The 23,974-nt window shown below is 34.4% G+C and carries 21 protein-coding genes; 20 read left to right on the top strand and 1 reads right to left on the bottom strand.

Annotation, left to right across the window (positions count from 1 at the left end; genetic code table 11):
- Positions 1-3 precede the first annotated feature (3 nt).
- The 17 genes from BMX10_RS14940 to BMX10_RS14855 all read left to right on the top strand — a co-directional run bounded on the left by BMX10_RS14940 (position 4) and on the right by BMX10_RS14855 (position 20,896).
- Positions 4-963: a D-2-hydroxyacid dehydrogenase gene (locus BMX10_RS14940; RefSeq protein WP_090446098.1), complete on the top strand. Its 960-nt coding sequence runs from the start codon at positions 4-6 to the stop codon at positions 961-963.
- An 89-nt stretch (positions 964-1,052) separates the two neighbouring features.
- Positions 1,053-2,771: a dihydroxy-acid dehydratase gene (ilvD, locus tag BMX10_RS14935; RefSeq protein WP_090446097.1), complete on the top strand. Its 1,719-nt coding sequence runs from the start codon at positions 1,053-1,055 to the stop codon at positions 2,769-2,771.
- Between the two features lie 777 nt (positions 2,772-3,548).
- A complete protein-coding gene (locus BMX10_RS14925; RefSeq protein WP_139176470.1) occupies positions 3,549-3,872 on the top strand; it encodes a cupin domain-containing protein in 324 nt (107 codons plus the stop codon).
- 239 nt (positions 3,873-4,111) lie between these two features.
- Positions 4,112-4,561, top strand: a complete 450-nt coding sequence (locus BMX10_RS14920) for a NanQ anomerase/TabA/YiaL family protein (protein WP_090446093.1) — start codon at positions 4,112-4,114, stop codon at positions 4,559-4,561.
- Between the two features lie 110 nt (positions 4,562-4,671).
- On the top strand, positions 4,672-5,769 hold the full coding sequence (locus BMX10_RS14915; RefSeq protein ID WP_170834847.1) for a glycoside hydrolase family 88/105 protein: 1,098 nt from the start codon (positions 4,672-4,674) through the stop codon (positions 5,767-5,769).
- A gap of 113 nt (positions 5,770-5,882) precedes the next feature.
- The gene (gene kduI / locus BMX10_RS14910; RefSeq protein ID WP_090446089.1) at positions 5,883-6,716 is read left to right on the top strand and encodes a 5-dehydro-4-deoxy-D-glucuronate isomerase; all 834 of its coding nucleotides are present in this window, start codon (positions 5,883-5,885) and stop codon (positions 6,714-6,716) included.
- Positions 6,717-6,757: 41 nt separating this feature from the next.
- Positions 6,758-7,534, top strand: a complete 777-nt coding sequence (kduD, locus tag BMX10_RS14905; protein ID WP_090446087.1) for a 2-dehydro-3-deoxy-D-gluconate 5-dehydrogenase KduD — start codon at positions 6,758-6,760, stop codon at positions 7,532-7,534.
- Positions 7,535-7,818: 284 nt separating this feature from the next.
- Positions 7,819-8,844 (top strand): TRAP transporter substrate-binding protein, encoded by a 1,026-nt coding sequence (locus BMX10_RS14900; protein WP_208976157.1) that lies wholly within the window; start codon positions 7,819-7,821, stop codon positions 8,842-8,844.
- A 73-nt stretch (positions 8,845-8,917) separates the two neighbouring features.
- Positions 8,918-9,427 (top strand): TRAP transporter small permease, encoded by a 510-nt coding sequence (locus BMX10_RS14895; protein ID WP_090446083.1) that lies wholly within the window; start codon positions 8,918-8,920, stop codon positions 9,425-9,427.
- Positions 9,414-10,709 carry a TRAP transporter large permease gene (locus BMX10_RS14890; RefSeq protein ID WP_090446081.1) on the top strand — a complete coding sequence of 432 codons (1,296 nt, stop codon included), beginning with the start codon at positions 9,414-9,416 and terminating at the stop codon, positions 10,707-10,709. Before BMX10_RS14895 ends, BMX10_RS14890 begins: the two co-directional genes overlap by 14 nt.
- Before the next feature lie 266 nt (positions 10,710-10,975).
- Positions 10,976-12,475, top strand: a complete 1,500-nt coding sequence (locus tag BMX10_RS14885) for a sensor histidine kinase (protein ID WP_090446079.1) — start codon at positions 10,976-10,978, stop codon at positions 12,473-12,475.
- Complete coding sequence (locus tag BMX10_RS14880) at positions 12,453-14,036, top strand: response regulator transcription factor (RefSeq protein ID WP_170834846.1); 1,584 nt, start codon at positions 12,453-12,455, stop codon at positions 14,034-14,036. The genes BMX10_RS14885 and BMX10_RS14880 overlap by 23 nt, the downstream gene beginning before the upstream one ends.
- A gap of 212 nt (positions 14,037-14,248) precedes the next feature.
- The gene (locus tag BMX10_RS14875) at positions 14,249-15,583 is read left to right on the top strand and encodes an SLC13 family permease (RefSeq protein ID WP_170834845.1); all 1,335 of its coding nucleotides are present in this window, start codon (positions 14,249-14,251) and stop codon (positions 15,581-15,583) included.
- Positions 15,584-15,951: 368 nt separating this feature from the next.
- A complete protein-coding gene (locus BMX10_RS14870; RefSeq protein WP_090446072.1) occupies positions 15,952-16,344 on the top strand; it encodes a GntR family transcriptional regulator in 393 nt (130 codons plus the stop codon).
- A 1-nt stretch (position 16,345) separates the two neighbouring features.
- The gene (locus tag BMX10_RS14865) at positions 16,346-17,455 is read left to right on the top strand and encodes a DUF1648 domain-containing protein (RefSeq protein ID WP_090446070.1); all 1,110 of its coding nucleotides are present in this window, start codon (positions 16,346-16,348) and stop codon (positions 17,453-17,455) included.
- Between the two features lie 30 nt (positions 17,456-17,485).
- Positions 17,486-18,370 (top strand): CPBP family intramembrane glutamic endopeptidase, encoded by an 885-nt coding sequence (locus tag BMX10_RS14860; protein ID WP_090446068.1) that lies wholly within the window; start codon positions 17,486-17,488, stop codon positions 18,368-18,370.
- Between the two features lie 564 nt (positions 18,371-18,934).
- Positions 18,935-20,896: a type I glutamate--ammonia ligase gene (locus BMX10_RS14855; protein WP_090446065.1), complete on the top strand. Its 1,962-nt coding sequence runs from the start codon at positions 18,935-18,937 to the stop codon at positions 20,894-20,896.
- A gap of 86 nt (positions 20,897-20,982) precedes the next feature.
- Here BMX10_RS14855 and BMX10_RS14850 read toward each other — a convergent pair whose 3' ends face one another.
- A complete protein-coding gene (locus BMX10_RS14850; protein ID WP_090446062.1) occupies positions 20,983-21,591 on the bottom strand; it encodes a class I SAM-dependent methyltransferase in 609 nt (202 codons plus the stop codon).
- 235 nt (positions 21,592-21,826) lie between these two features.
- Here BMX10_RS14850 and BMX10_RS14845 point away from each other — a divergent pair, with 235 nt between their 5' ends.
- The 3 genes from BMX10_RS14845 (at position 21,827) to argC (ending at position 23,952) form a co-directional block, all read left to right on the top strand.
- On the top strand, positions 21,827-22,261 hold the full coding sequence (locus BMX10_RS14845; protein WP_090446058.1) for a YtxH domain-containing protein: 435 nt from the start codon (positions 21,827-21,829) through the stop codon (positions 22,259-22,261).
- A 39-nt stretch (positions 22,262-22,300) separates the two neighbouring features.
- Positions 22,301-22,705: a DUF948 domain-containing protein gene (locus tag BMX10_RS14840; RefSeq protein WP_090446055.1), complete on the top strand. Its 405-nt coding sequence runs from the start codon at positions 22,301-22,303 to the stop codon at positions 22,703-22,705.
- A gap of 206 nt (positions 22,706-22,911) precedes the next feature.
- Complete coding sequence (argC, locus tag BMX10_RS14835; RefSeq protein ID WP_090446052.1) at positions 22,912-23,952, top strand: N-acetyl-gamma-glutamyl-phosphate reductase; 1,041 nt, start codon at positions 22,912-22,914, stop codon at positions 23,950-23,952.
- Positions 23,953-23,974 lie beyond the last annotated feature (22 nt).

Raw genomic sequence — 23,974 nt, 5'->3', positions numbered from 1 at the left:
TTAGTGAAAAAAATTACGATATTTATGGTACCTCTGTATGATGTGCCAGAAGCCTTTAAAAAACACTTAGAAGAAAACTATGGGGATTATGATGTTTTTATTTCCAACGATAGAGATGAAGTGTTACCTCAATTAAAGGATACTGAAATATTATTTACTTTTAAGCTAGATGATGAAATGCTGGAATTGGCACCCAATCTAAAGTGGGTTCATAGCTTTAGCGCAGGTGTAGATACCATGCCATTGCAGAAAATGAAAGCAAGAGGTATTATTCTAAACAATGTAAAGGGTATGCATAAGGGACATATGTCTGAGTATGCTATAGCTGCTATGATTAATCTTGCCCGTAATTGGCATCTTATGTTCAGAAATCAAATAAAGGGTGTGTGGGATCGTACTATTCCCCAAGGTGAAATTTATGGTGCCACTGTTGGGATTTTAGGATTAGGGCAAATTGGTTGTGAAATCGCTAGAAAAGCTTCTCTATTGGGAATGCGAGTTATAGGTGCAGACTCTTCTGCCTCACCAAAGGATTTTGTAGAAAAGGTATATGGAGCCAATGAGATAGCAAAAGTATTTAAGGAAAGTGATTATGTTATCAATTTATTGCCTTCTACCCCGGAAACAAAACAGATGATCAATAAGGATTATTTTAATCTAATGAAGGAAACAGCGTGTTTCATTCATATTGGCAGAGGGATAACAGTTAAGGAAGAAGATTTAGTTGAAGCTTTACAAAATAGAAGAATTCGCGGGATGGTAAGTGATGTATACTTGATGGAACCGCTACCACAGGATAGCCCACTGTGGCGGCTTGATAATGTCATGATGTCCCCGCACATTTGTGGAGACTCTACGAAATATGCTGAGAAAGCTGTAGAAATTATTAAGCATAATTTAAAAGTTTATATGACAAATACTGGAGAAATGATCAATCTAGTTGATTTGGACAGAGGATACTAGTTTTGTCTAACTAGATAAAGGGCTGATGCTGAGTAATTATAGCGCAGCCTTTTACTAATAGCAAAATTTCCTTGGAGGAGGGTAATGATATGTTAATAAGTCAAGAAATCAGAAAAAAAGCTCCAGAAATGGACTCCTTACGATTGGGTATGGGGTGGAAGAAAGAAGAACTTTCAAAGCCGCAAATCATTATAGAAAGCACCTTTGGACATAGCCATCCAGGGAGTGCTCACTTAGATGTTCTAGTGGAAGCTGCCTACCAAGGAGTACAAAAAAAGGGTGGGAAGCCAGCAAAATTTTTTGCTACAGATATCTGCGATGGTCAAGCTCAAGGACATGATGGTATGAACTATTCCCTTGCATCTAGAGAATATATTGCTAATATGATTGAGATTCATATTGGAGCCACGCCATATGATGCTGGTGTATTCATTGCCAGCTGTGACAAAGGTATGCCAGCTCATCTGCAGGCTATTGCTAGGATGGATATGCCAGCAGTAGTTGTAACTGGTGGGACGATGCAGGCAGGACCTAATATGCTGACATTGGAGCAAATAGGGACATACAGTGCTAAATTTCAACGGAAGGAAATAACAGAGGAGGAATTTACTCACTTCAAACACAATGCTTGCCCCTCCTGTGGCGCTTGTTCCTTCATGGGTACAGCTGCAACCATGCAGGTAATGGCAGAAGCTTTAGGGTTAGCCTTACCAGGAACTGCATTAATGCCTGCAACAGCAAAGGAGCTAAAGGAATTAGCAGAAGAGGCAGGGGAACATGCTTTAAAACTTGTAGAGATGAATTTGAAGCCATCGCAAATCTTAACCTTAAAGGCCTTTGAAAATGCTATTATGGTGCATGCTGCTATTGCAGGCTCTACTAACTCTCTATTGCATATCCCAACCATCGCTCATGAGCTGGGGATAGAGATTCCTCCAGAAATGTTTGATGAAATTCATAGAAAGATTCCTTTCATCCTAAACATTCGTCCTAGTGGATTTTATCCAGGTGAATATTTCTGGTATGCTGGAGGGGTTCCAGGCGTTATGGAGGAAATAAAAGAATTCTTACATTTAGATGCTTTAACAGTAACAGGAAAAACCTTAGGTGAAAACTTAGAAGCACTTAAAAGTAATGGATATTATGATACTTGTTATCAATATCTTAAAGAAAAAAACGTAAAAAAGGAAGATATATTAAAAACCACAAAGAATCCTATTCAAAACCAGGGGGCAGTGGCTATCTTAAAGGGGAATCTAGCGCCAGAGGGTGCCGTTGTAAAGCATGCAGCTATTTCCAGGGAAATGCTGCAGGTGACACTAAAGGCCCGTCCCTTTGATAGCGAAGAGGAAGCTATGGAGGCAGTATTAACCCAAAAGATAAAGCCAGGAGATGCAGTGTTTATTCGATATGAAGGCCCTAAAGGCAGTGGTATGCCGGAAATGTTTTACACCACAGAGGCCATAGCATCAGATCCTCGTCTGATAGCAACTACAGCACTGATTACAGATGGCAGATTTTCTGGAGCTACAAGAGGTCCCGCCATAGGTCATGTTTCTCCAGAGGCCAGCGAAGGAGGCCCTATAGCCTTAGTTGAAGAAGGGGATTTAATCAGATTAGATATACCAAACAGAAGAATTGATATCGTGGGAATTAAAGAGGAAGAAAAGTCTAAAAAAGAAATAGAGAAAGCTCTGGCTGAAAGAAAGAGCAGGTGGGTAAAGCCAGCCGCTAAATATACAAAAGGAGCCTTAGGCGTATATACAAAGCTTGCTGTATCACCAATGAAGGGCGGTTATATGGAATAGTCAACTAAGTGGGACTTAGATTTACAATGGAGTTGTTCCAATGGCAGAGGAGCCAAAAAACACCAACCTCCAATTGTTAGATTTTTAGGTCTAACTTTTGGGGGTCGGTTCATAGTGAAATAGTATCAGGTGTTTTTATTTGAAAATATAATTTTTAATGATTAAATATGAAAAACTGTGAAAAAGATCATACTATGATAACAGTATTTAGAATGCTAGAAAATCAATTACCTTGGGCATTGAATTTTGTGCTAAAGAAACTAACTACCAAAATGATATATCCTAGTTTATATAGCCGCTTGATTCTTTCTAGAGAATTAGCAAGTTTCTACATAACAATGACAACAAATTGCATATAAAAATATGTAGAGGTAAGCTATAATTTTATTAATTACATTGTTAGAGTTATCTTTAACAATTGAAAGACAACCGGCCTATGATATAGGAAGAACCACAGCTAATATACAGATCAAACCTATTGAGGGTTTAGGAAATACAGAATATGGCAAAAACATTTTGTTTTGCAAATTCATTGCCCGACAATCCTGTGGAGCCTTGAAAAATGAAAAACTACTATAGTACAAATATTTATTGCTAGGTTGGTTTTTATCTCCGAAGATTCTAACTCCCCCCCCCTTTTTTTATATAATATAGTAGGAGGCTATCTCAAAATGCTTTTTAGAGATAGCTATTCTCTTTTAAACAACAAAATAGTATTAGTAGAAAAAATTCAAAAAAATGATTATGGTTGCCAGTAATTAATAAGGAGGAAAAATCATGTTTATAGAAAATAAGTATATTCAGTCCACTACTTGTGGCGAAGGGATCAAAAGAAAAATCTTAGCAAGTGGTGGAAAAATGATGACAGTAGAGGTTGAGTTCCAAAAAGGTGCAATTGGTGCTAATCATGTACATCCCCATGAACAAGTTTCTTATGTTGTTAAAGGGAGCTTTGACTATCATATAGGTAAAGAAAAATGTATCCTTAGAAAGGGAGATAGTGTGTATGTCCCATCTAATATAGAGCATGGGTGTGTAGCGTTGGAAAGTAACTCTGTACTTTTAGATGTTTTTACACCTCAAAGAGAGGATTTTGTATAAGACAAATCCAATGAAAAGAGTAGATATGTTTACTTTAATTCTATTATCTAGGAAATTAGCAAGTTAGTACATAATAAGGACAACAAATTACATATAAAAACATACAAAGATAAGCTATAATTTTATTTAACAGGCTGTTGAATAGAAAAATTATTAATCAGAATGGTTGTTTTTAAAAAATGCTAAGGTAAAATTATTCAACAAGCTACTATTAAATATAATATACAGGAGGTAACAAAATGATTATTGATACTTTAAAAAATGCGCACTTGTACTATGATTTAGCTCCAGGCCTTGAGAAAGGATTTGAATTCTTAAAGACTGCTGATTTGGAGAATATAGAGCCAGGCGAGTATGAGTTAGATGGCAAAAGAGTTGTTGCTTTAGTACAAGAATATACTACTATGGATAATCCTCCTTGGGAGACTCACAATTATCATTTAGATATTCAGTACTTAGTTAAAGGTGAGGAAAAAATCGGGTATTATCCACATGTTGAAGATATGGTTAAATCAGGGCCATATAACACTAAAACTGATTGCGACTTATACGAAGACATTGAAGGAGATTTTGTGACTATTAAAGATGATGTAATTATGATTCTTTTCCCGCAAGATGGACATTTGCCACGTAAAGCATTGAATGAGCCAATGCCTGTTAAAAAAATAGTCATAAAAGTCTTGATTTAATAAAGTTACCATGCAAAATTATTTGCAATAAATCTGCTATAATAAAGGCTCTAAAATTATTTCATATATTTTAGAGCCTTTATTACAACTACGAAATTGGAGGGATGAATATGGATAGAGAATTACCAATGTATATCCAATTAGCAGATAGTACAATTAAGCGATACTCAGATCTGTCAGATAAATGGGATCATGAGTATGGTGTGGTTTTAAAAGGCATGGAAGATGTCTGGAGACTGACAGGAGATACAAAATACTATGAGTTTATTCTTAAAAGTATAGAGCCAAATATATCTGAAGAAGGTAACATTAATGGTTATGATATGGAAGCCTATGAGTTAGACAATATCAATACAGGAAGATTACTTTTCAGTTTATATGATGAAACAAAGAAAGAAAAGTATAAGAAAGCTGCTTATGTATTGAAAAGTCAACTAGAAAATCACCCTAGAACTTCCTTTGGAAACTTTTTGCACAAAAAACAGTTTAAAGACATTATATTTATAGATAGCGTTTATATGGGACTAGTCTTTTGTGGGCAGTTTGGCAAAGTTTTTAATGACTTAGATGCCTTAAATGACGCAGTAAACCAAATTATTAATGCAGCTAAGTTCAATCAGAATAAAGAGAACGGTCTATTGGTCCAAGGCTATAATGAAACCAAAACAGAGATGTGGGCAAATTCTGAAACTGGGTTATCACAAAGCTATTGGGGAAGAGGATTAGGCTGGTACTCAGTTGGGCTTGTAGAAATACTAGAATATTTACCAGTGAATCATCCCAAAAGAGGTGAACTACTGGAGATCTTCCAAAAACTGATGGAAGGCGTTGTGAAGGTACAAGATGAATCTGGCGTATGGTGGCAGGTAGTTGATCAGGGAGATAAAGCTGGCAACTATCTTGAAGCATCTGCTTCTTCAATGTTTACTTATGCACTAGCCAAAGGAGTAAGATTAGGTTATTTAGATGATAACTATAAGGCTGCTGCGCTAAAAGCTTATAATGGTTTGGTGAAGGAGTTTATAGAAGTTGATGCTAGTGGAGAAGCTCACTTAAACCACACATGTAAGTCAGGAGGCTTAGGAGTTAAGGACTATCGAAATGGATCCTTTGAGTCATATGCTTGTGAAGCAACCGGCATAGATGATCATAAGGGAGTAGGCACCTTTTTAATGGCTGGTGTACAGATAGAATTGTTGAATAAATAAGTGCAAACAAGCTAATATGAAAAGTTTTTTATCAAATATACTATTGAAGATACTGATGAATTATTTCTTGCATTAAGAAATAATCATCACTAAAAATATAAGGAGGGGTCTAAGTGTTAGATATAAGATATGCATCAAGTAATAAGGATGCCAAGCATTTTGATACAGAAAGGCTAAGAGAGGAATTTCATATTAATGGATTGTTCCAAAAGGACGAAATAAAGCTAGTATACTCACATTACGACAGAATTATTGCTGGTTCTGCTTGTCCAGCTGATAAGGAGTTAAAGCTTGAGGCTGGAAAAGAGATTGGAGCAGAATTCTTTTTAGAAAGAAGAGAGCTTGGGATTATCAATGTTGGGGCTCCAGGAGTAGTTGTCCTAGATGGTGAAGAATATCAATTAGACAGCAGAGATGGACTATATGTTGGTATGGGAATAAAAGATGTTGTATTCAAATCAGAGAATCCTGAAAAGCCAGCTAAATTCTATTTGAACTCAGCACCAGCACATAAAGCATACCCTACTGTTAAAATTAATATCAAGGATGCTAACCCAGTTAAATTAGGTACTGCTGAAGAGGTGAACAAGAGAACAATTTATCAATTTGTTCATCCAAATGTATGTCAATCTTGCCAATTGTTAATGGGAATGACCCTATTAGAAGAAGGTTCAGTATGGAATACAATGCCAGCCCATACTCATGACAGAAGGATGGAAGTATACTTCTACTTTGATATGAAGGACGATGACATAGTATTCCATATGATGGGGGAACCAAAAGAAACACGTCATATTATCATGAGGAATGAAGAAGCAGTTATATCTCCATCATGGTCTATCCATTCAGGAGTAGGTACCAGCAAGTATACCTTTATCTGGGGAATGGTAGGAGAGAATCAGACATTCACAGATATGGATCATATCGATAAAAAGGATCTTTTATAATTTGCATTACAGTTTTCTAATGCAGGTAAAAGGAGGTTATTATGAAGAATAATTACATTAATGATATGTTTGGGCTTGAAGGAAAAGTAGCTATGGTTACTGGTGGTGATACAGGCATAGGCAGGGCGATAGCAAATGATTTAGCCAAGGCAGGTGCTGATCTGTTTATTGTAACATTAGCAGGGAACGATACGGAGGAAGTAAGAGCTGAGATAGAGTCCTATGGAAGAAAGATTGAGTTTTATCTAACAGACTTATCTATTGAAGAAAATGCTCAAAAATCAGTAGAAGAATGTATCCAGGCATATGGCAAGATAGATATCTTAGTGAACAATGCTGGGACAATATACAGAGCACCTATACTAGAAGGTGAAAATGAAGGTTGGAAGAAAGTAATTGATATAAATCTTTCGACTGTGTATTATCTATCAAAGGAAGCTTCCAAGTATATGGTGAAGCAGGGAGCTGGGAAAATCATAAACATAGCCTCTATGTTATCCTTTCAAGGTGGCAAATTTGTTCCTTCCTATACAGCTTCAAAGCACGGGGTAGCAGGACTAACAAAATCATTTGCTAATGAATTAGCAGATAGAAATATCCAAATCAATGCAATTGCCCCTGGATATATTGAAACTGCCAACACTGCACCTATTAGAGCAGACAAAGGGAGAAATGCAGAGATTTTAGGAAGAATACCAGCTAATAGATGGGGTAAACCTAATGACCTAGCAGCAACAGCGGTATTTTTGAGTTCAAAGGCATCTGACTATATGAATGGACATATCATTGCAGTAGACGGTGGATGGTTGGTAAGATAATGAAGTAATGGTTGATGATTAAAGCTGAGGAGCAGTTATATAGCTGTTTCTCCCCCCTTTAATCATTTTTTTGCTTTACAGGCACCTGCAAATGTACCCCTTAGCATTATTTATTTAATCATGGGGTTGCTTATCTATAACTTAGAATGCCTAGTATTTAAAGCTGGAGTAACGTGATAAAGTCTTTTAGCAAATAAATGCATAAACAACACAAATATGTCCATATACTACATCGCCATAATTTAATATGATAAGGTTAACCAAATATTAAAGGAGGTATTATGATGAAAAGGTTTGCATGTATATTTTTAGTATTAGTATTAATGTTAAGCTTATTAACAGGTTGTGCTTCACAGAGTGAAGAAGCAGCAGTTGACACACCAGATGAAACTCCTGCAGCTACAGAAACAATCACGATGAGACTGGCAGAAGTTCATGCTGAAGGTTATTCTACCACAATGGGAAATAGAGAATTCGCAAGACTAGTTGAAGAAAGAACTGATGGAAGAATTAAGATCGAGGTTTATCCTGGTGGTGTGCTTGGAGATGAAAAGTCTGTAACAGAGCAGGTTCAATTTGGTGCTTTAGATTTTGCAAGAGTTAGTCTAGCTCCCGTAACAGAATTTGAACCATCATTAAATGTACTTATGCTTCCATATCTCTACAAGGATGGAGACCATATGTTCAGAATTTTGAACGGAGATATAGGAAATCAATTACTTGCTAACCTTGAAGAAAATGGAATAGTAGGTTTAGCATGGTATGATGGTGGAGCAAGAAACTTCTATAATACACAGAGAGAAATCAAATCTCCAGAAGACATGAGAGGCTTACAGATTAGGGTTCAAGAAACCAGACTTATGATGGATTTAATAACAGCACTTGGAGCTTCACCAGTTCCATTGCCATTTGGTGATGTATATTCAGCCCTTCAAACAGGAGTGATTGATGGGGCAGAAAATAATTGGCCGTCCTATGATTCTACCGGTCATTATGAAGTTGCCAAGTATTTTACAGTAGATGAGCATATAAGAATACCAGAAATTTTAATGACAAATACCAAAGTTATGGAAAGCTTATCAGCAGAGGATCAAGAAATCATAAGACAAGCCGCTAGAGAAGCAGGAGAATATCAGAGAACACTTTGGCTGCAATCTGAGGAAGAAAGCAAGCAGAAAGTTATTGATGCTGGTTCTGTCATAACTTATTTAGAATCAAATGAAGAATTCCAAGAGGCGGTTATGCCACTTTATGAAACACATGGAGCAGGATATGGCGATATAATTGAGGCTATTATCAACACAAATTAATTAATCAATTAAATAAGGGTTAAGTTTAACTTAACCCTTATTTAGTACCATCATAAAGGAGTGGGATTCTATTATGAAAAGATTTTTGGACCTCTTCAACAGCTTTTTGGAAAAAATCGGAATGTTATTTCTTCTTCTAATGTTACTGATTGTAAGCACCCAAGTGTTTGCTAGACTTACTATAAAAACTACTCCTATTTGGTCTCAAGAAGTTGCAACAATGTTAATGGTATGGTTTGGATTCTTGGGGATGGCAATTGGAGTAAATGAAAAAATCCATATAGCGATTACATTTTTCACAGATAGGCTGCCGGTTATTTGGAAAAGAATGATATTTACAATTGACGAATTCTTGATATTATTCTTTGGTATAGCAATAGTGTGGTATGGGAGCAGACTGGTATATGCTACTAGAACATCTACCCTGCCTGCAACTCAATGGCCAGCGTATATGCCTTATTTAATGGTTCCCATAGCAGGGGCGATGATTGTTTTATGTACTCTAATAAATATAGCAGATCTTATTAAGTTTGACTCTAAAGATCGATTACAGAAATGGGGGTTTAATGATGACAAGCACTAGTATAGCAATGCTTTTACTATTAGGATTGTTCTTTGGATTATTACTTATAAGAGTGCCTGTCGCATTTGCCTTGGCTATACCGACTTTTATTACTGCAATGTACCTTGATATTCCAGCAATGGTCATAACGCAGCAGATGGTGAGAGGCATAAGCTCCTTCTCTTTACTGGCGATTCCTTTTTTTATTGTTAGTGGCGAAATCATGGGTCAGGGTGGGATTTCCAGCAGATTAATCAAATTTGCAGATGTAATTGTAGGCAGAATGAGAGGCGGACTTGCCATGGTTAATGTTGTAGCAAGTATGTTTTTTGGAGGCATCTCTGGCTCAGCTGTTGCTGATACTTCTTCAATAGGTCCTGTGCTTATTCCAATGATGAAGGAAAAAGGCTATGATACAGATTATGCAGTAAATGTCACTATTGCCAGCTCTGTTCAAGGAATTATTATCCCCCCTAGTCATAATATGATTATTTATTCCGTTGTAGCAGGTGGAGTTTCAATTGGAAACCTGTTTCTAGCAGGAATATTGCCAGGTGTTTTCTTGGGAATCATGCTTATGGTAATCTCCTACGCAATTGCTGTTAAAAGAAATTATCCTAAGGGTGAGGGATATAGCATCAAAGAAGCATTAACCATAACAAGGGAAAGTATACTTGGATTAATGACTGCTGTAATTATCATAGTAGGTGTTACAACAGGATGGTTTACTGCTACAGAATCTGCAGCTATTGCTGCTATATGGGCTTTTTTTGTAACCTTTTTTATCTATAAAGAGATAAAGATTAGCCGCATGAAGAATATCTTGGCAAAATCATTGAGAACATTAGCTATGGTAATGGCTCTAATAGCAACATCCTCTGCTTTTGCATGGATGATGGCTTATTTAAGAATACCGACGATTATCACTGAAACTTTATTGTCTATATCTGAGAGTAAGATATTTATATTACTAATTATTAATTTAATATTGTTATTGCTGGGAATGATTATGGATATGGCACCGTTGATCTTAATCGCTACCCCTATATTATTGCCTGTTGTAACTATGGCGGGAATGGATCCAGTACAATTTGGTATTGTATTGATGTTGAACCTAGGGATTGGTCTAATAACACCTCCAGTAGGATCCGTGCTGTTTGTTGGATGTTCTATAGGCGGTATATCAATGGAAAGAACAATGAGAAGCTTAATGCCTTTCTATATAACAATGATTATAACCTTATTGGCCTTAACTTTTATACCAAGTTTGACTTTACTTATCCCAAGATTATTTGGAGTTTAAGAAAATAAGGTGTGGGTTGTTAATATATATTAACAACCTTATTTTTAAAATTAAGTAAAGTTAGTTTCTGGAATTCTTTAAATGCTTTAGTATAGCTTCTTCATTTCTAATATCCTTAGATATAATGATTATTCCTAAGTCATCTATACAGTTAAATGATTGAATATTCCTTTATACAACAAAATATGACAATTACCCTGAGACATCGAGCTTATAGGATGTTATAATATGTATATAAGCACATATAAAAACAAGGGGATATATAAATGAAAAGAAAAGCAAAAAGGTCAATGGGTACTACAATCAAACTTACTTTTGCCATAATAATAATTATCATGAGTATTATATTTTTATATTCCAATATTGTAAAAAGTCGAGTGGTACAAGAATATGACGCCTCTATGAAAATCAATATCCTGCTAAGTGACTTATCTATAGAATATAACAACATGTGGGAGCTTTTTAACACCTATATAAAAAATAATAGTGAAGAAACTTATCATCGATATATAGAAACCAATATGAAAATAAACAATATAATAAATATTGTGACACCTCATATAAAAGAGGATAAGGATAGCAGCATATATTTAAGAAACCTAAATAGTATGTATGCTTGGTTCAAGGAAGAAATGGATTTAGTGATTACGAGGGAAGAACTAAATTTGGAAACCTATGAGCAAATTATGAATATAAGAACGATGAACTATTACATCTCTCAACACTCTAGCAATTTAATGTCTTCTTACTTACAGCATACAAACTCAAACTACTTAAAGGTTTTGGATAGCTACAAAATATTAGAGTCAAATCTTTATTTACTTTTAGCTATAACTATCTTGGTCAGTATTTTTATAATAATTATATCAACTGATAATATTTTGAGAACTGTGAAGAGACTTTCTGTATCTGTTAGACAATTGTCTGATGCAAATTGGGACATCCCTGATTTAGAAGTTGAAAGCTATAACGAATTAGATTATTTTGCTGAAACATTTAATCATATGAAAAACAGTATAAAGACATATATTGAAGAATTAAACAAAGCATCTGAGATGGAGATGAATTATCAAAAAGAAAAGATAAAGAATATTGAGAAGGATAAAATTATAAGGGAAACTCAATTAAAAGCACTAAAAATGCAGATTAATCCTCATTTCTTATTTAATAATTTGAATACTGTCAGCAGGATGGCTATGTTCGAAAATGCTGACAAAACAGTGGAGTTAATTGATGCGGTTGCTAAGATATTAAGATTTAATTTATCTCAAAAAAATGATTTTATACTACTTAAGGATGAATTAGAAATAGTAAAGGCTTTCATTCTAATTCAAAGGATTAAATTTGAAGATACAATACAATTTAACTACACTATAGATGAAGAATTGTATGACTTATATATCCCGCCTATGATTATTCAGTTGTTAGTTGAAAATGCAATAAAGCATGGGGTAAGCGGTATCAAGAAACAAGGTTGGATCAAAATAAATGTATCGAGAAAGAATGCTTATTGTGTGATTTCAGTAGAAGACAATGGGTTTGGGATCAGCAAGGATGAAATAGATAGAATAATAAATAGAAAAGAAATGGATAAGAGCAATTACTCTACTGGTTTAGGTATATATAATATCATCTTAAGATTACAAATTTACTTTAATAGAGAGGACTTATTAACTATTGAAAGTGAGAAAAATGTTGGAACTAAGGTAGAAATTCTTATACCGATAGAGGAGAGTGAAAGGATTGCTAAAAGTATTAATAGTTGAGGATGAAAACTTTGAAAGAAAAGCTTTAAAGTACTTAATTAATAAACATTTTTTAAGAAAAGCTTTCATTGTTGGTGAGGCTTCTAACGGTAAGGAAGCCATTAATCAAGCTTTAATACTGAGTCCTGATATAGTTTTTATGGATATCAACATGCCATTAATGGATGGACTCCAGGCCAGTGAGAGGATCAAGGAGATCAATAAGGATATAGAGATAATAATTCTCTCTGCATATGGTGAATTTGATTATGCAAAAAAAGCCATAAAATGCGGAGTATCTGACTACTTGGTTAAGCCCTTTACAAATCAAGATTTTATATTAGCCTTAAATAAGGTTATTGACAAGCTGCATGCTAAGAAAAATCTACATATCAAACATAAGAATATTAATGAGAGCTTTAACAAAGCCCGACCTTTTATTGAAAAGGATATCTTAATAAAAATTTTGTACTCAAAATTTTCAGACTATGATGAAATAGAAGAAAGTATTAAATTACTAGATATAAATTCTACTAAAGGAAGTTGTATAATTATCGGCAATAGGGGGACAGGGGTATTTTGCAAGGATTCTCTTAATATTGCAAAAAAAATCTTTAAAAATTTATTCTCAAATGTTATTGGTGCTATGCTTTTAGGGGATATAGTATTGTTTGTATTTGATGATGATATAGAAAACACAATATTAAGTAGAAAAATGGCAGAAGTACTAAACGTAGTTAAAGCTAGTTTTAATGAAGCTAATAAAATAGATATAGATATAACTGTTGGTTACATTGCAGATCAGGCAAAGGATTATAGTAATTCCTATAGTAAGGCAAGATTAACCCTCAGAGATAATTATAAAAAAGCTAATAGATTAGGCAATATAGATAACTTAGAAGAAATTGAATTGTGTGATCAGCAGCATATTATATCAGAAAAAATAATCAATGAGGATTTAGGTGGTGCACTAAAGACAGGAGAAGAGCTATTAAATCAAATAATAGATTCTTCTAAGGATGCTAGTTTTGACTGTATAAAGTCAGCTGTTACTAAAAGTATTACAGAGATTAGAACCAATATACTGAACTTTACTGAGTATGATGAAAATGAAAGTATGGATGATCATCTTGAAACTGAAATAGAGAGCTTGTTGAATGTTAATGATATAGAAAATTATTTTAAATTATATATAAAACGATTAATTCAAACAGTAGATGACTACAAGAATACAAATAATATCAATATTGTTGCAAATGCCAAAAGATATATTGATAAAAATTATATGAAGGATATAAGGCTAGAGGATGTGGCAAAGGAAGTATGTATCAGCAGCTACTATTTTAGCAGGACATTTAAAAAATATGAGGGTATTAACTATATTCAGTACTTAACTAAGGTTAGAATGGAAAAGGCGAAGTCGTTAATTATCGAGGGGAGGATATCAATAAAAGAAATTTCAATTAAAGTTGGATTTTTTGATCAAAACTATTTTAGCAGGGCTTTCAAAAAATACACGAAACAATCTCCTAAGGAATTTGCTAACAAATACAAAAAAAGTAAATTGAAGGGGATTATATGATAGAGCATTGGGTGACGTGTATGTAGCTGGTGTATGGCACTGTAATCCATGTGGATGGAGGTTTCGCAGCTTATTCAGGTGTTAAATTACAACATAAATTTAGCACTGCTATGATATGGCAAGACAATCTTGTATCTGGGTTTTAATTTAAGAGAACTAGGTCACCCTAGTTCTTTCAAGTTTGATTATAGAAAAAATTGGAGGCTGTTATATTGAAAAAGACATTAATTCCGTTAGTAGCAGTATTATTTATATTGATTTACAAGCCCTTTAATTTGGATTTTAATCAGTCATTAATTATGGCATCTTTTATATTGACAATTTTTGCGTGGATTATAGGCATGCCAAATAAGATAATATCGTCCTCATTCTTACTTCTAATATTTATACTATTTGGCAATACACCAGTTGAAAAAATCATTTCATTTCCATTATCAGCAAATTTTCTATTGATTGTATTTTCCTTTGTATTTTCCCAAGGTGTAATCAATAGCAATTTAGCGGAAAAGCTGTTTCAACCATTTATAACAAAATACGCTAGAAATGTTTATCAACTAATTTTCACAATGGCTGCTCTGATCATGATTTTAGTCTTTATAATACCACAGCCATTTTCTAGAGTAATACTAATGTCTGTTATTTATCAACAGTATTTTGAAAGCATCAAATTACATATTAAAACAAGGCAGGTACTTATGTTTGCCTTATTTTCAATGAATATAATAGTGCATACCTTTTATAAAAGAGGTGACATAATTTTAAATAATGTTATACTTGCTATAGCCAATGTTCAAATGAGTGAAATTCAGTGGATGAAATATTTAATGGTACCAGGTATGGCTATGCTGCTACTGGCTTTGACAATTTTTATAATTGCCTTTAATAAGGAACTTAAGCTTTTTAAACCAGGAAGGCTTCAAGCTGAAAAAATAAGTTTAACTAAGGATGATAAGATTAATTTAGCAATAATATCCATAACAATGATTCTTTGGGCGACAGAAAGCATCCATGGTATCAGCGGAGCTATTGTAGTTTTAATTGGAACTGGCATCATGTATTTTAGAAAAATCGTTGGCTTAAAGGACTTTAAGTCAATAAATATTGAAATACTGGTATTTTTGACGGCAGCATTTTCTATTGGGACTGTTATGGTAGGAAGCGGAATAGCTGATCAGGTATTTAATGGTTTTACAGCCTTAGTACCTAATGAACTTTCCTTAAAACTCATCTTTATTATTGTACTGTCAACTATGGTTATGCATATGATGTTAGGAAGCAATGTCACTACTGTGTCCGTAGCAATACCAAGTTTTATCTCCATTTTAGGTAACGGAGTGAGTGCTGTGGTAATAATGTTTTTAGTATTTTTAAGCACAGTAAGCCATTATCTTTTACCCTTTCACAATTCTCTATTAGTAGTAGGAGAAGGTAATAATTACTTTACCAATAAGATTGTTTTCAAATTTGGCGTATTGAGCACTATACTTACACTTGTATCGATTTTTCTATTTTTTGTACCTTGGTGGAAATTTGTTGGATTGATATAATAAGCATATAATATTAAGGCAAGGATCAAAATCTTTATACCCGTTAAGGTGTGAAGGTTTTGACCCTTGCTTTTTTTCAGTAAAGTTACTTTAGAATTCTTCTAAAAGAAGAATTTAGACTGTTTAAAAACCTCCACCTTCTTCGTTGCTTCAAAAACCCAGCACCTTTACGTATTACGTATACGCTGCAGTCGCTGGGTTTTCTTGGGCCTTGAATCTGAAGATTTTTGAACAGTCTGGAGGTTATTGACTTTTTCAACAACCTCAATTCTTCTTTTAGAAGAATTTATTATGATAAAAATATTGCAATATTTTTATATCTGTTATACATTATATATAACAGATATAAAAAACGAAGGAGGGGTGAAATGTTTTTACACATACAATTTGAATCTGAAGTCCCTATCTATCAACAAATTAAGAATCAGATTATTAGAGGAATTGCCTTAGGAGAATTAAAGCTAGGAGAGGATTTGCCCTCAGTGAGGCAGCTGGCATCAGATATTGGCATCAATTTTCATACTGTCAATAAGGTTTACAATCAATTGAAGCAGGAGGGTTGGGTTGTCATTCATAGAAAAAGCGGCGTTATGATCAATCCAGAGCTAAAGGTGGAAAAAACACCGGAGTATATAGAGGGGCTGGAGGAGCTATTAAAAACAGTAACTGCAGAAGCCTATTTAAGAGGTGTTACGAAAGAGGAATTTATACAATGGATAGAAAATAATTATGCTGGTTATCCACTAAGGGAGGGAGAATAAAATGTTTTTATTTCATTTTTTAATCATGTTATTCATAGCATATATACCTTTAGTGCTAATCGGATATTTTATGCCAAATTTTACTAAGAAGACCTTGCTTTTTGGAGTGGTGATTCCAGCGGATGCTATAAGCAATGAGGAAGTAAAAAAGATTGAGAAAGACTATAAGAGAAATTATGGAATATCTGTAGTAATTACCAGTATTCTAATTAATATCATATCCATTAAGATGCAAAGTGTAGATTTATTATCCATTGGAATCCTGATTATGCTCATCATTATGAGTGCAAACTATGTGTATATGCACAATAAGGCAAAAGCCTTAAAGCAGGAAAAGGACTGGACCGTCAATAAAAGACAGGTGGTAGTGGTAGATACATCCCATAGCTACAATAAAAGCTATCCGTCAGTCCATTGGTTTTGGCTGCCGATTGGAATTGTTGCCTTGACTTTGTTTTTTACTATGATTCGATATCCTTATTTACCTGAGAAAATACCAACTAACTTTGATTTTGCTGGTGAGGCTGTAAACTATAGTGATAAGGGTTTTTTCAGTGTTTTTGGATTGCCATTGCAACAGATAGGGATGACGGCCATGTTTTACTTTATCTATAGATTGATCAAAAGAGTAAAGCCAAATATTCAAGCTTCAAGACCGAAAGCATCATCAAAACAAAATCAAATAGCCAAGGGTTATTGGGTCATGTATTTACTAGGTACTTTGGTGGTTCTCAATCTAAATTTTGGCTATATACAGTTAAATGTCCTACAGATGATAAATCCAACAGCTGCAGTAAATCTTTTAGTATATGGCTTAGCTACTGCAATTCCAATTATAGGTGTAATCATTGTTGCAATGAAAACTGGTCAAAGCGGCAGTAGAATAAAGGTGGAGGATGTTGACGAGGAGTATCCAAATGTAATCGATAGAGATGATGATGGATTCTGGAAGTGGGGATTGTACTATTATAATCCTGATGATCCCAGCTTATTTATAGAAAAAAGATTTGGGATTGGATGGACGATCAATTGCGGAAGACCCATTGGGATGGCGATATTAATTTTTGCTATACTGGCGATATTAGCGGCCTTAATAGCACCTTGGATATAATAAAAGAAAAGAGATTGGAGTGGAACAAAGATGAAAAAAGCAATCATATTTTCTGTTGTTACTATAGCGATAAGCACCATTTTTGCGGTAGTACATTACAATATATTAAAAATTCAATCTGGAAATCTTCTAATGCTTATGAGAATAGTGTATATGTGGATACCAGCCATAGTAGCCATTGTCATGACAAAGAAAGAAGGAAATAGGGTAAAGGATTTAGGGATTAAATTTAAGCCTAATAAATGGTTTATCTTTGCGGTGATTATTTTTATTCCCTTAACCTTCTTAGTTATTCCAGTGAACCTTCTTTTTCCCAGTACTAGTTTCTCTATAGAGATGTCAGGATTTATGCAGCAGTATGAGGCCATATTATCACCAGAAGAACTGCAGGTTATACAAGACAGAGTCACCGGTAATCCTACATTCTTTATTCTAATGATGATAATTCAATCTTTAGCAGCAGGATTAACCATAAATGCTGTAGCGGCCTTTGGCGAAGAGCTAGGATGGAGAGGTTATCTATACAAAGCTTTAGAATCATGGGGATTTTGGAGAATGTCTTTATTTATCGGCTTTATTTGGGGAATATGGCATGGACCTGTTATCATGCAAGGTCATAATTATCCTAGTCATCCCATTGCTGGGGTTTTCATGATGACAGCATTCTGTATTTTAATTTCACCGTTATTTACCTTTATTCGATTTAAGACCGGCAGCGTGATTGCTGCCTCCTTTAGCCACGGGGTTATCAATGCAATTGCTGCTGTAAGCATTATGTATATCCTAGGAGGGAATGAAATCATCAATGGTATTATGGGGGTAAGTGGTTTTATTGTGCTGGCAATAGTGAACCTAATCTTATACATCTATCTAAAAAGAACCCATCAGCATATAAGCTTAACAATGACTTATTAGAAGGCTTTGTTAAAGTTTATTGTTGATTTTAGCACTCTATAAATTCTTGGGATTTGTCATCCTGAGGGTACCGAAGGATCTAAGACTCTTCGCTATACTCAGAGTGACAATCACTCAGTAGCTTGTCATGATTTTATTTATACGATATCAAAATCTATCTTTAACAGAGCCTATTAGAAAGATGATCAATAGAATAATCTATAAATAAAGGTTGGCCCCAGTGTATATCGAGAAGAAAAACTATTTAAAATGAAACGCTGCTTCATAAATCAGCTTGATTATGCTCATTATCATAATAGGCGGTCTCCTGAAAGAGAAGTCTTTTTTCTTTTAAGAAAAGGTTGGGGCCTGATTGCTGGTTAAATTATTCCATTGAATAAAACTGCAATAAACCTCTAAAGATATTAATACATTTTATTAAGTTCTTTTCTATTTACAAATAAATATCGTTGGTGTATAATGTATACTAAAATTCGATTGCGGCACGTAGATTTCGGCACATAACGAACATAATTATAAAGATGCGCAAAAATATTCGAATAAAGAGCATGAGGAGGAAAATTTATGCATGAAAAGTTAGAAGGATTGATAGCACAGCCGATGATTTATTCTTTACCTAATTGGACCCACAATAGAGAAGCTTTAACAGCCATCTTGAAGGCGCATCCCAATATTCAATTTGTATCTGTGGTAGCCATTGATTTAGGAGGAAATGATACAGATGAAAAAATCCCGGTTTCTCTGTTTTTAGAAGATATGGAGGAGTTTCTCACTGTAGGAGTACAAACGGACGGATCTAGCGTTATGCTGCAAGGAATCGCAACCCTAAATAACGCTAAGGTAGATTTAATACCAGATGAAAACGTAAATTGGATTGTTGATTATAACTACGATCATTTTCACGATGAAAGCGGATTACCTATAGGAACCCTAAGAATGCCAGCCTTCATAGAGCATGATGGCAAGAGAGTTGATTCTAGATCTGTTTTAAAAAGAACTGTAGAATACTTTACGAAGGAAACAAAAAGATTATTAGTAGAGTATCCTCATATCTTAGAAGAATTAAATATTCCTTCATACGAGGATATCGAGGAAGTGACGCTAACAACGGCAACAGAACTTGAATTTTGGGTAAAAACACCTGAAGATTACGCTGATGAAGAAAAGCTTTCAACCTCACAAATGCTGAAGGAACAATACTGGAAAAGAACAAAGGGTAATGTAAGAACAGCCCTTGAAGAAACCATTATACTCATGGAAAAATACGGATTTGTTCCAGAAATGGGCCATAAAGAAGTGGGGGGAGTTACTGCAAGGATAGGAGTAACTGGCAAGTTGAATCATGTCATGGAACAGCTGGAAATAGATTGGAAATACAGTACTGCTTTACAATGTGCGGACAATGAACTATTTGTCAGAGAACTAATAGAAGAAATTTTTGAAAGACATGGTCTAGAAGTAACCTTTTTAGCAAAACCTATTGAAGGGGTTGCAGGAAGTGGAAAGCATGCTCATTTAGGTGCTAGTATAAAGTTGAAAAGTGGCAAATATGTAAATCTATTTGCGCCTAAAGATATGAAGAAGGATTATATGAACTCCATCGGATGGGGAGCATTGATGGGACTATTAAAAAATTATGAAGTCGTTAATCCATTTCTGACTTCTACCAATGACGCATTCAATCGCCTAAAGCCTGGGTTTGAAGCACCAGTATGTATTGTGGCATCCGTGGGACATACAACAGAAACACCTTCAAGAAATCGTACTGTATTAGTGGGTCTAGTTAGAGATGTTCATAAGCCATTAGCCACTAGACTAGAGCTTAGATCGCCAAATCCAACCTCGAATACTTACTTAACTATTGCTGCTTCCTATCAAACAATGCTGGATGGGATGAAAGCAGCAGTAGAAAATAAGATGGATAGTAAAAGCTTAGAAATAGAGTTTTCTAAAAAGGCGGGAGAAGATAAATTTTACCTTGAAAAAGATAGAGCTTATCGAAGTGAAGAGGATGTATTTGAAGATTATTCAGAGGAAAAAAGAAATAAAATGTTTGGAAGACCTCCAGCTACTGTATGGGAAAATTTAAAAGGCTTTATGAATTATCCTGATAAGATTAAAAGATTATTTGAAGGAGAAGTGTTTAGTGATACCATCGTAAATTCCTATACAATATCTATACTAGATAAATGGGTAATGGAATTAATAGGCAGAATTATCGTTGACAATATGGAGCTAGTAAGAAATTGTAAAAAGCTTCATGGCGTCGATAATGTGACTGATTTAGATGTAGTCAATTGGGAAAAAATTAATGCTATGAGAAACTACTTGATGAAAGATAGCTTAGAAACTAAATCACTCTTCACTCAAATAAGAGAAGCTGTGGAAACAGAAAACTATGATTTGGTGTCAAAACTACAACTGGAAATGTCTGAAAAAATAACCCTCCTAAAGCAGCTGTATACTATCTATAGAAGAAACCTATTAATAGAAGAAAATGGACATCACGATAACTATAAACTATAAGGAAAGAAACTATAGACTATTGCTATTATTAAAAAAATCTTGTCTGACAAAGACAAGATTTTTACTTTTTCTATGTTTATGTAGAATTACGGCTTTTTACATACTGCCACCATTAAATAATATTTTTGATCTGGTTTAGGAATTTCAATTCTAGTATCAATCTGATGATACATCACTAAATCATTAAACGGTTTAAGAATGTCCATAAATTCTTCTTCCTTATATTGATAAACATGAAAAGGTGATGCACAGGACTGATCTTTTCCTCTACCGAAGGGGGTAGATATAATCAAGGTGCCATTAGGCTTTAATAGATTGTATAAATTTCTGATAAAAAGCTCATCACCTTCAAAATGCTCGATGGTCTCAAAGCTAACGATTGTATCGAAGGTACCATATTTTTTATAAAGGTTTGGATTTAAAGCATCATCAACACAGTAGGTGGTTTCAATAAAACTATAATGCTTCTGTGCATAATCAATAGCTTCAGAGGAAATGTCAATCCCTACTAATTCATGGATTCTAGGGTTTTGTCTTAAAAGAATTTCTGTTCCATAACCAGAGCCGCAGGCAATATCTAGGACTCTACCTTGACAAAATTGTCTTGCAAACTCGTATCTAGCAATATGTTCAATCAACATACCATTTTTAGGGTTCATTATTTTAGGTATAATTCTTTCACCAGTATATTCCATGGGCAAATACTCCTTTTATATATATTTTTAGTATAGCCAATTATAATTAAATTACATTATAGCAAACCATATCAAGCATATCAAATCTTTATGCAGAAATTTATATGGATAATCTTCTTAGAGTTTTCATAAAAATAATAAAAAAATGTTTAACACTTAATCTATCGGGTATAAGGTAACTGATATCCAAAAAACAAGTCCAAGAAAAAAATATAAAAAAAGGGGAGTGAGATGTGTGGATCTAAATAAGCTGCAGAAAAAAACCCAAGAACTAAAACAGCTGCTAGACCCCAAAAGAGCTGAAAAACAAAAACAAGAGGAAAAGAAAAAGGCTATGACAAAAGGATTGGCCTTAGGAGCACTTTTGGGAAGCGTAGCAGGAATATTTTTTGCTCCAGATAAGGGAGAAAACACCAGAAAGAAAACAAAGGAAGAATTAGAAAAAATAAAGGACAATCTACAGACCAATATTGTAGAAGGAAAAGAAAAACTAGATATTAATCTAGCTGAGGGGAAAGAAAAGCTAGCAGAGGTATATGAAGATAAAAAGGTAGTATTTTCTGAAAAAGTTTCTGCAATTAAGGAAAAGGTAAAATCCTCCTGCGAACCAAATGTTGTGGAAGAAGAGGAATTAGAAGAAAAGAAAGCCTTAGTTGAGGAAGAGGTATAGTATTTCATAAGAAAATACATAGGATAAGGTGGGTGTAGGATGGATTCAACCATAACGATTACTTTAGGGCAGTTATTTACCATCTTGTTTGCACTTCTAGGTATTGCATTGTTTGTAGTGATATTTGTCTTGTTACATAAATTAAATGAGAGTATAAAACAAATAAAGCAAATTATTACAAAGAATGAGAAGAACATTGATGAAACAATGGAAAGAATACCAAAAGTGCTGCATAATGTGGAAGAAATCAGCGGCATAGTAAATGAAGAAATCAAACATGTACAAGGAGTTGTAAAGAACATAGAGGATACAGTAGGTTATACTGCCTCTGCTGCACAGGGGATCAATGAAGACATATTGGAGCCTATACGAGAACTGTTCCAGGTAGTGTCTCTAGTAAGAGAAATGTTTCCTAGTAAAAAGAAAAATTGGTTTAAAAAATAAGTGCAGTGCATAAATAAACTATTGAGATAAACTGAATATAGTAGAAAAACGTGAGTCTGCAAAACATCACGTTTTTTTATGGAAATTTGCAAAAAATACTTGAATATTTATAAAAATAAATGTATAATTAGGATTATGAATAAATATACATTAGTTCTTCATAATTATGAAGTCTTGTTAAGACAATAAAATTAAGAGGTGAAAATATGATTAAGGTTGGCATTATAGGATCGACAGGTTATGTAGGTGCAGAGCTTACCAGATTACTTTCCCATCATTCTGAGGTTGAGATAATGTTTTTAGATTCAAGAAGCTATGCTTCTATGGAGTATAGCAGGGTGTACCCCAGTCTAAGGGGCAGCGTAGAAAAAGAATGTACTTCCATAAATCTAGATGAAGATTTGGAGAACATCGATGTTTTATTTTGTGCACTACCCCATGGATTGAGTCAAGCAGCAGTCAAAAAGATTGTTGAAAAGGGAAAAAAGGTGATTGATTTATCAGCAGATTTTCGTTTGAAGGATGTAGATGTTTATGAATCCTGGTATGGAGTGAAGCATGAGGCTAGGGATCAACTAAGCGGTGCGGTATATGGACTAAGTGAAATATATCCTGAAGAAATAGCAAAAGCACAGCTGATAGCAAATCCAGGTTGTTATCCAACCAGCATTTTACTTCCTCTATATCCACTATTGAAGGAAGATGTTATCGATACTGACTCCATCATCATTGATGCAAAATCAGGGGTTTCTGGTGCAGGAAGGGCGCCGTCGGATACGAATCTCTATCCACAGTGCAATGAAAACATAAAAGCCTACAGCATAGGTTCCCACCGTCATACACCAGAGATTGAGCAAGAGCTTACTATAGCGGCTGGTAAAGAATTAAAAATACAGTTCACACCGCATTTAACGCCGATGACGAGAGGGATTTTAAGTGTAATATATATTAGTAACAAAAAAGGAACAACCTATCAGCAAATGAAAGATGTATATGAAAAGTATTATGGAGATCAAAAGTTTATAAGATTACTAGAGGAAAATGAATATCCACAAACAAAAGCAGTTTATGCCTCTAACTACTGCGATATTTCCTTTAAGATAGATGATAGAACACAAAACATCATCATCGTCAGTGCTATAGATAACTTAGTAAAAGGTGCAGCAGGGCAGGCGGTGCAAAATATGAATTTAATGTTTGGGTTCAACACAGATGAAGGATTACAGCATGCACCTATATGGCCTTAAAAAAACAAAAAGGGGATGAAGT

Origin of the sequence: Natronincola peptidivorans (genome assembly GCF_900111615.1) — a bacterium.
In the GTDB taxonomy this organism is placed as follows: domain Bacteria; phylum Bacillota; class Clostridia; order Peptostreptococcales; family Natronincolaceae; genus Natronincola_A; species Natronincola_A peptidivorans.
This window is presented reverse-complemented; position numbering and strand designations above follow the sequence as displayed.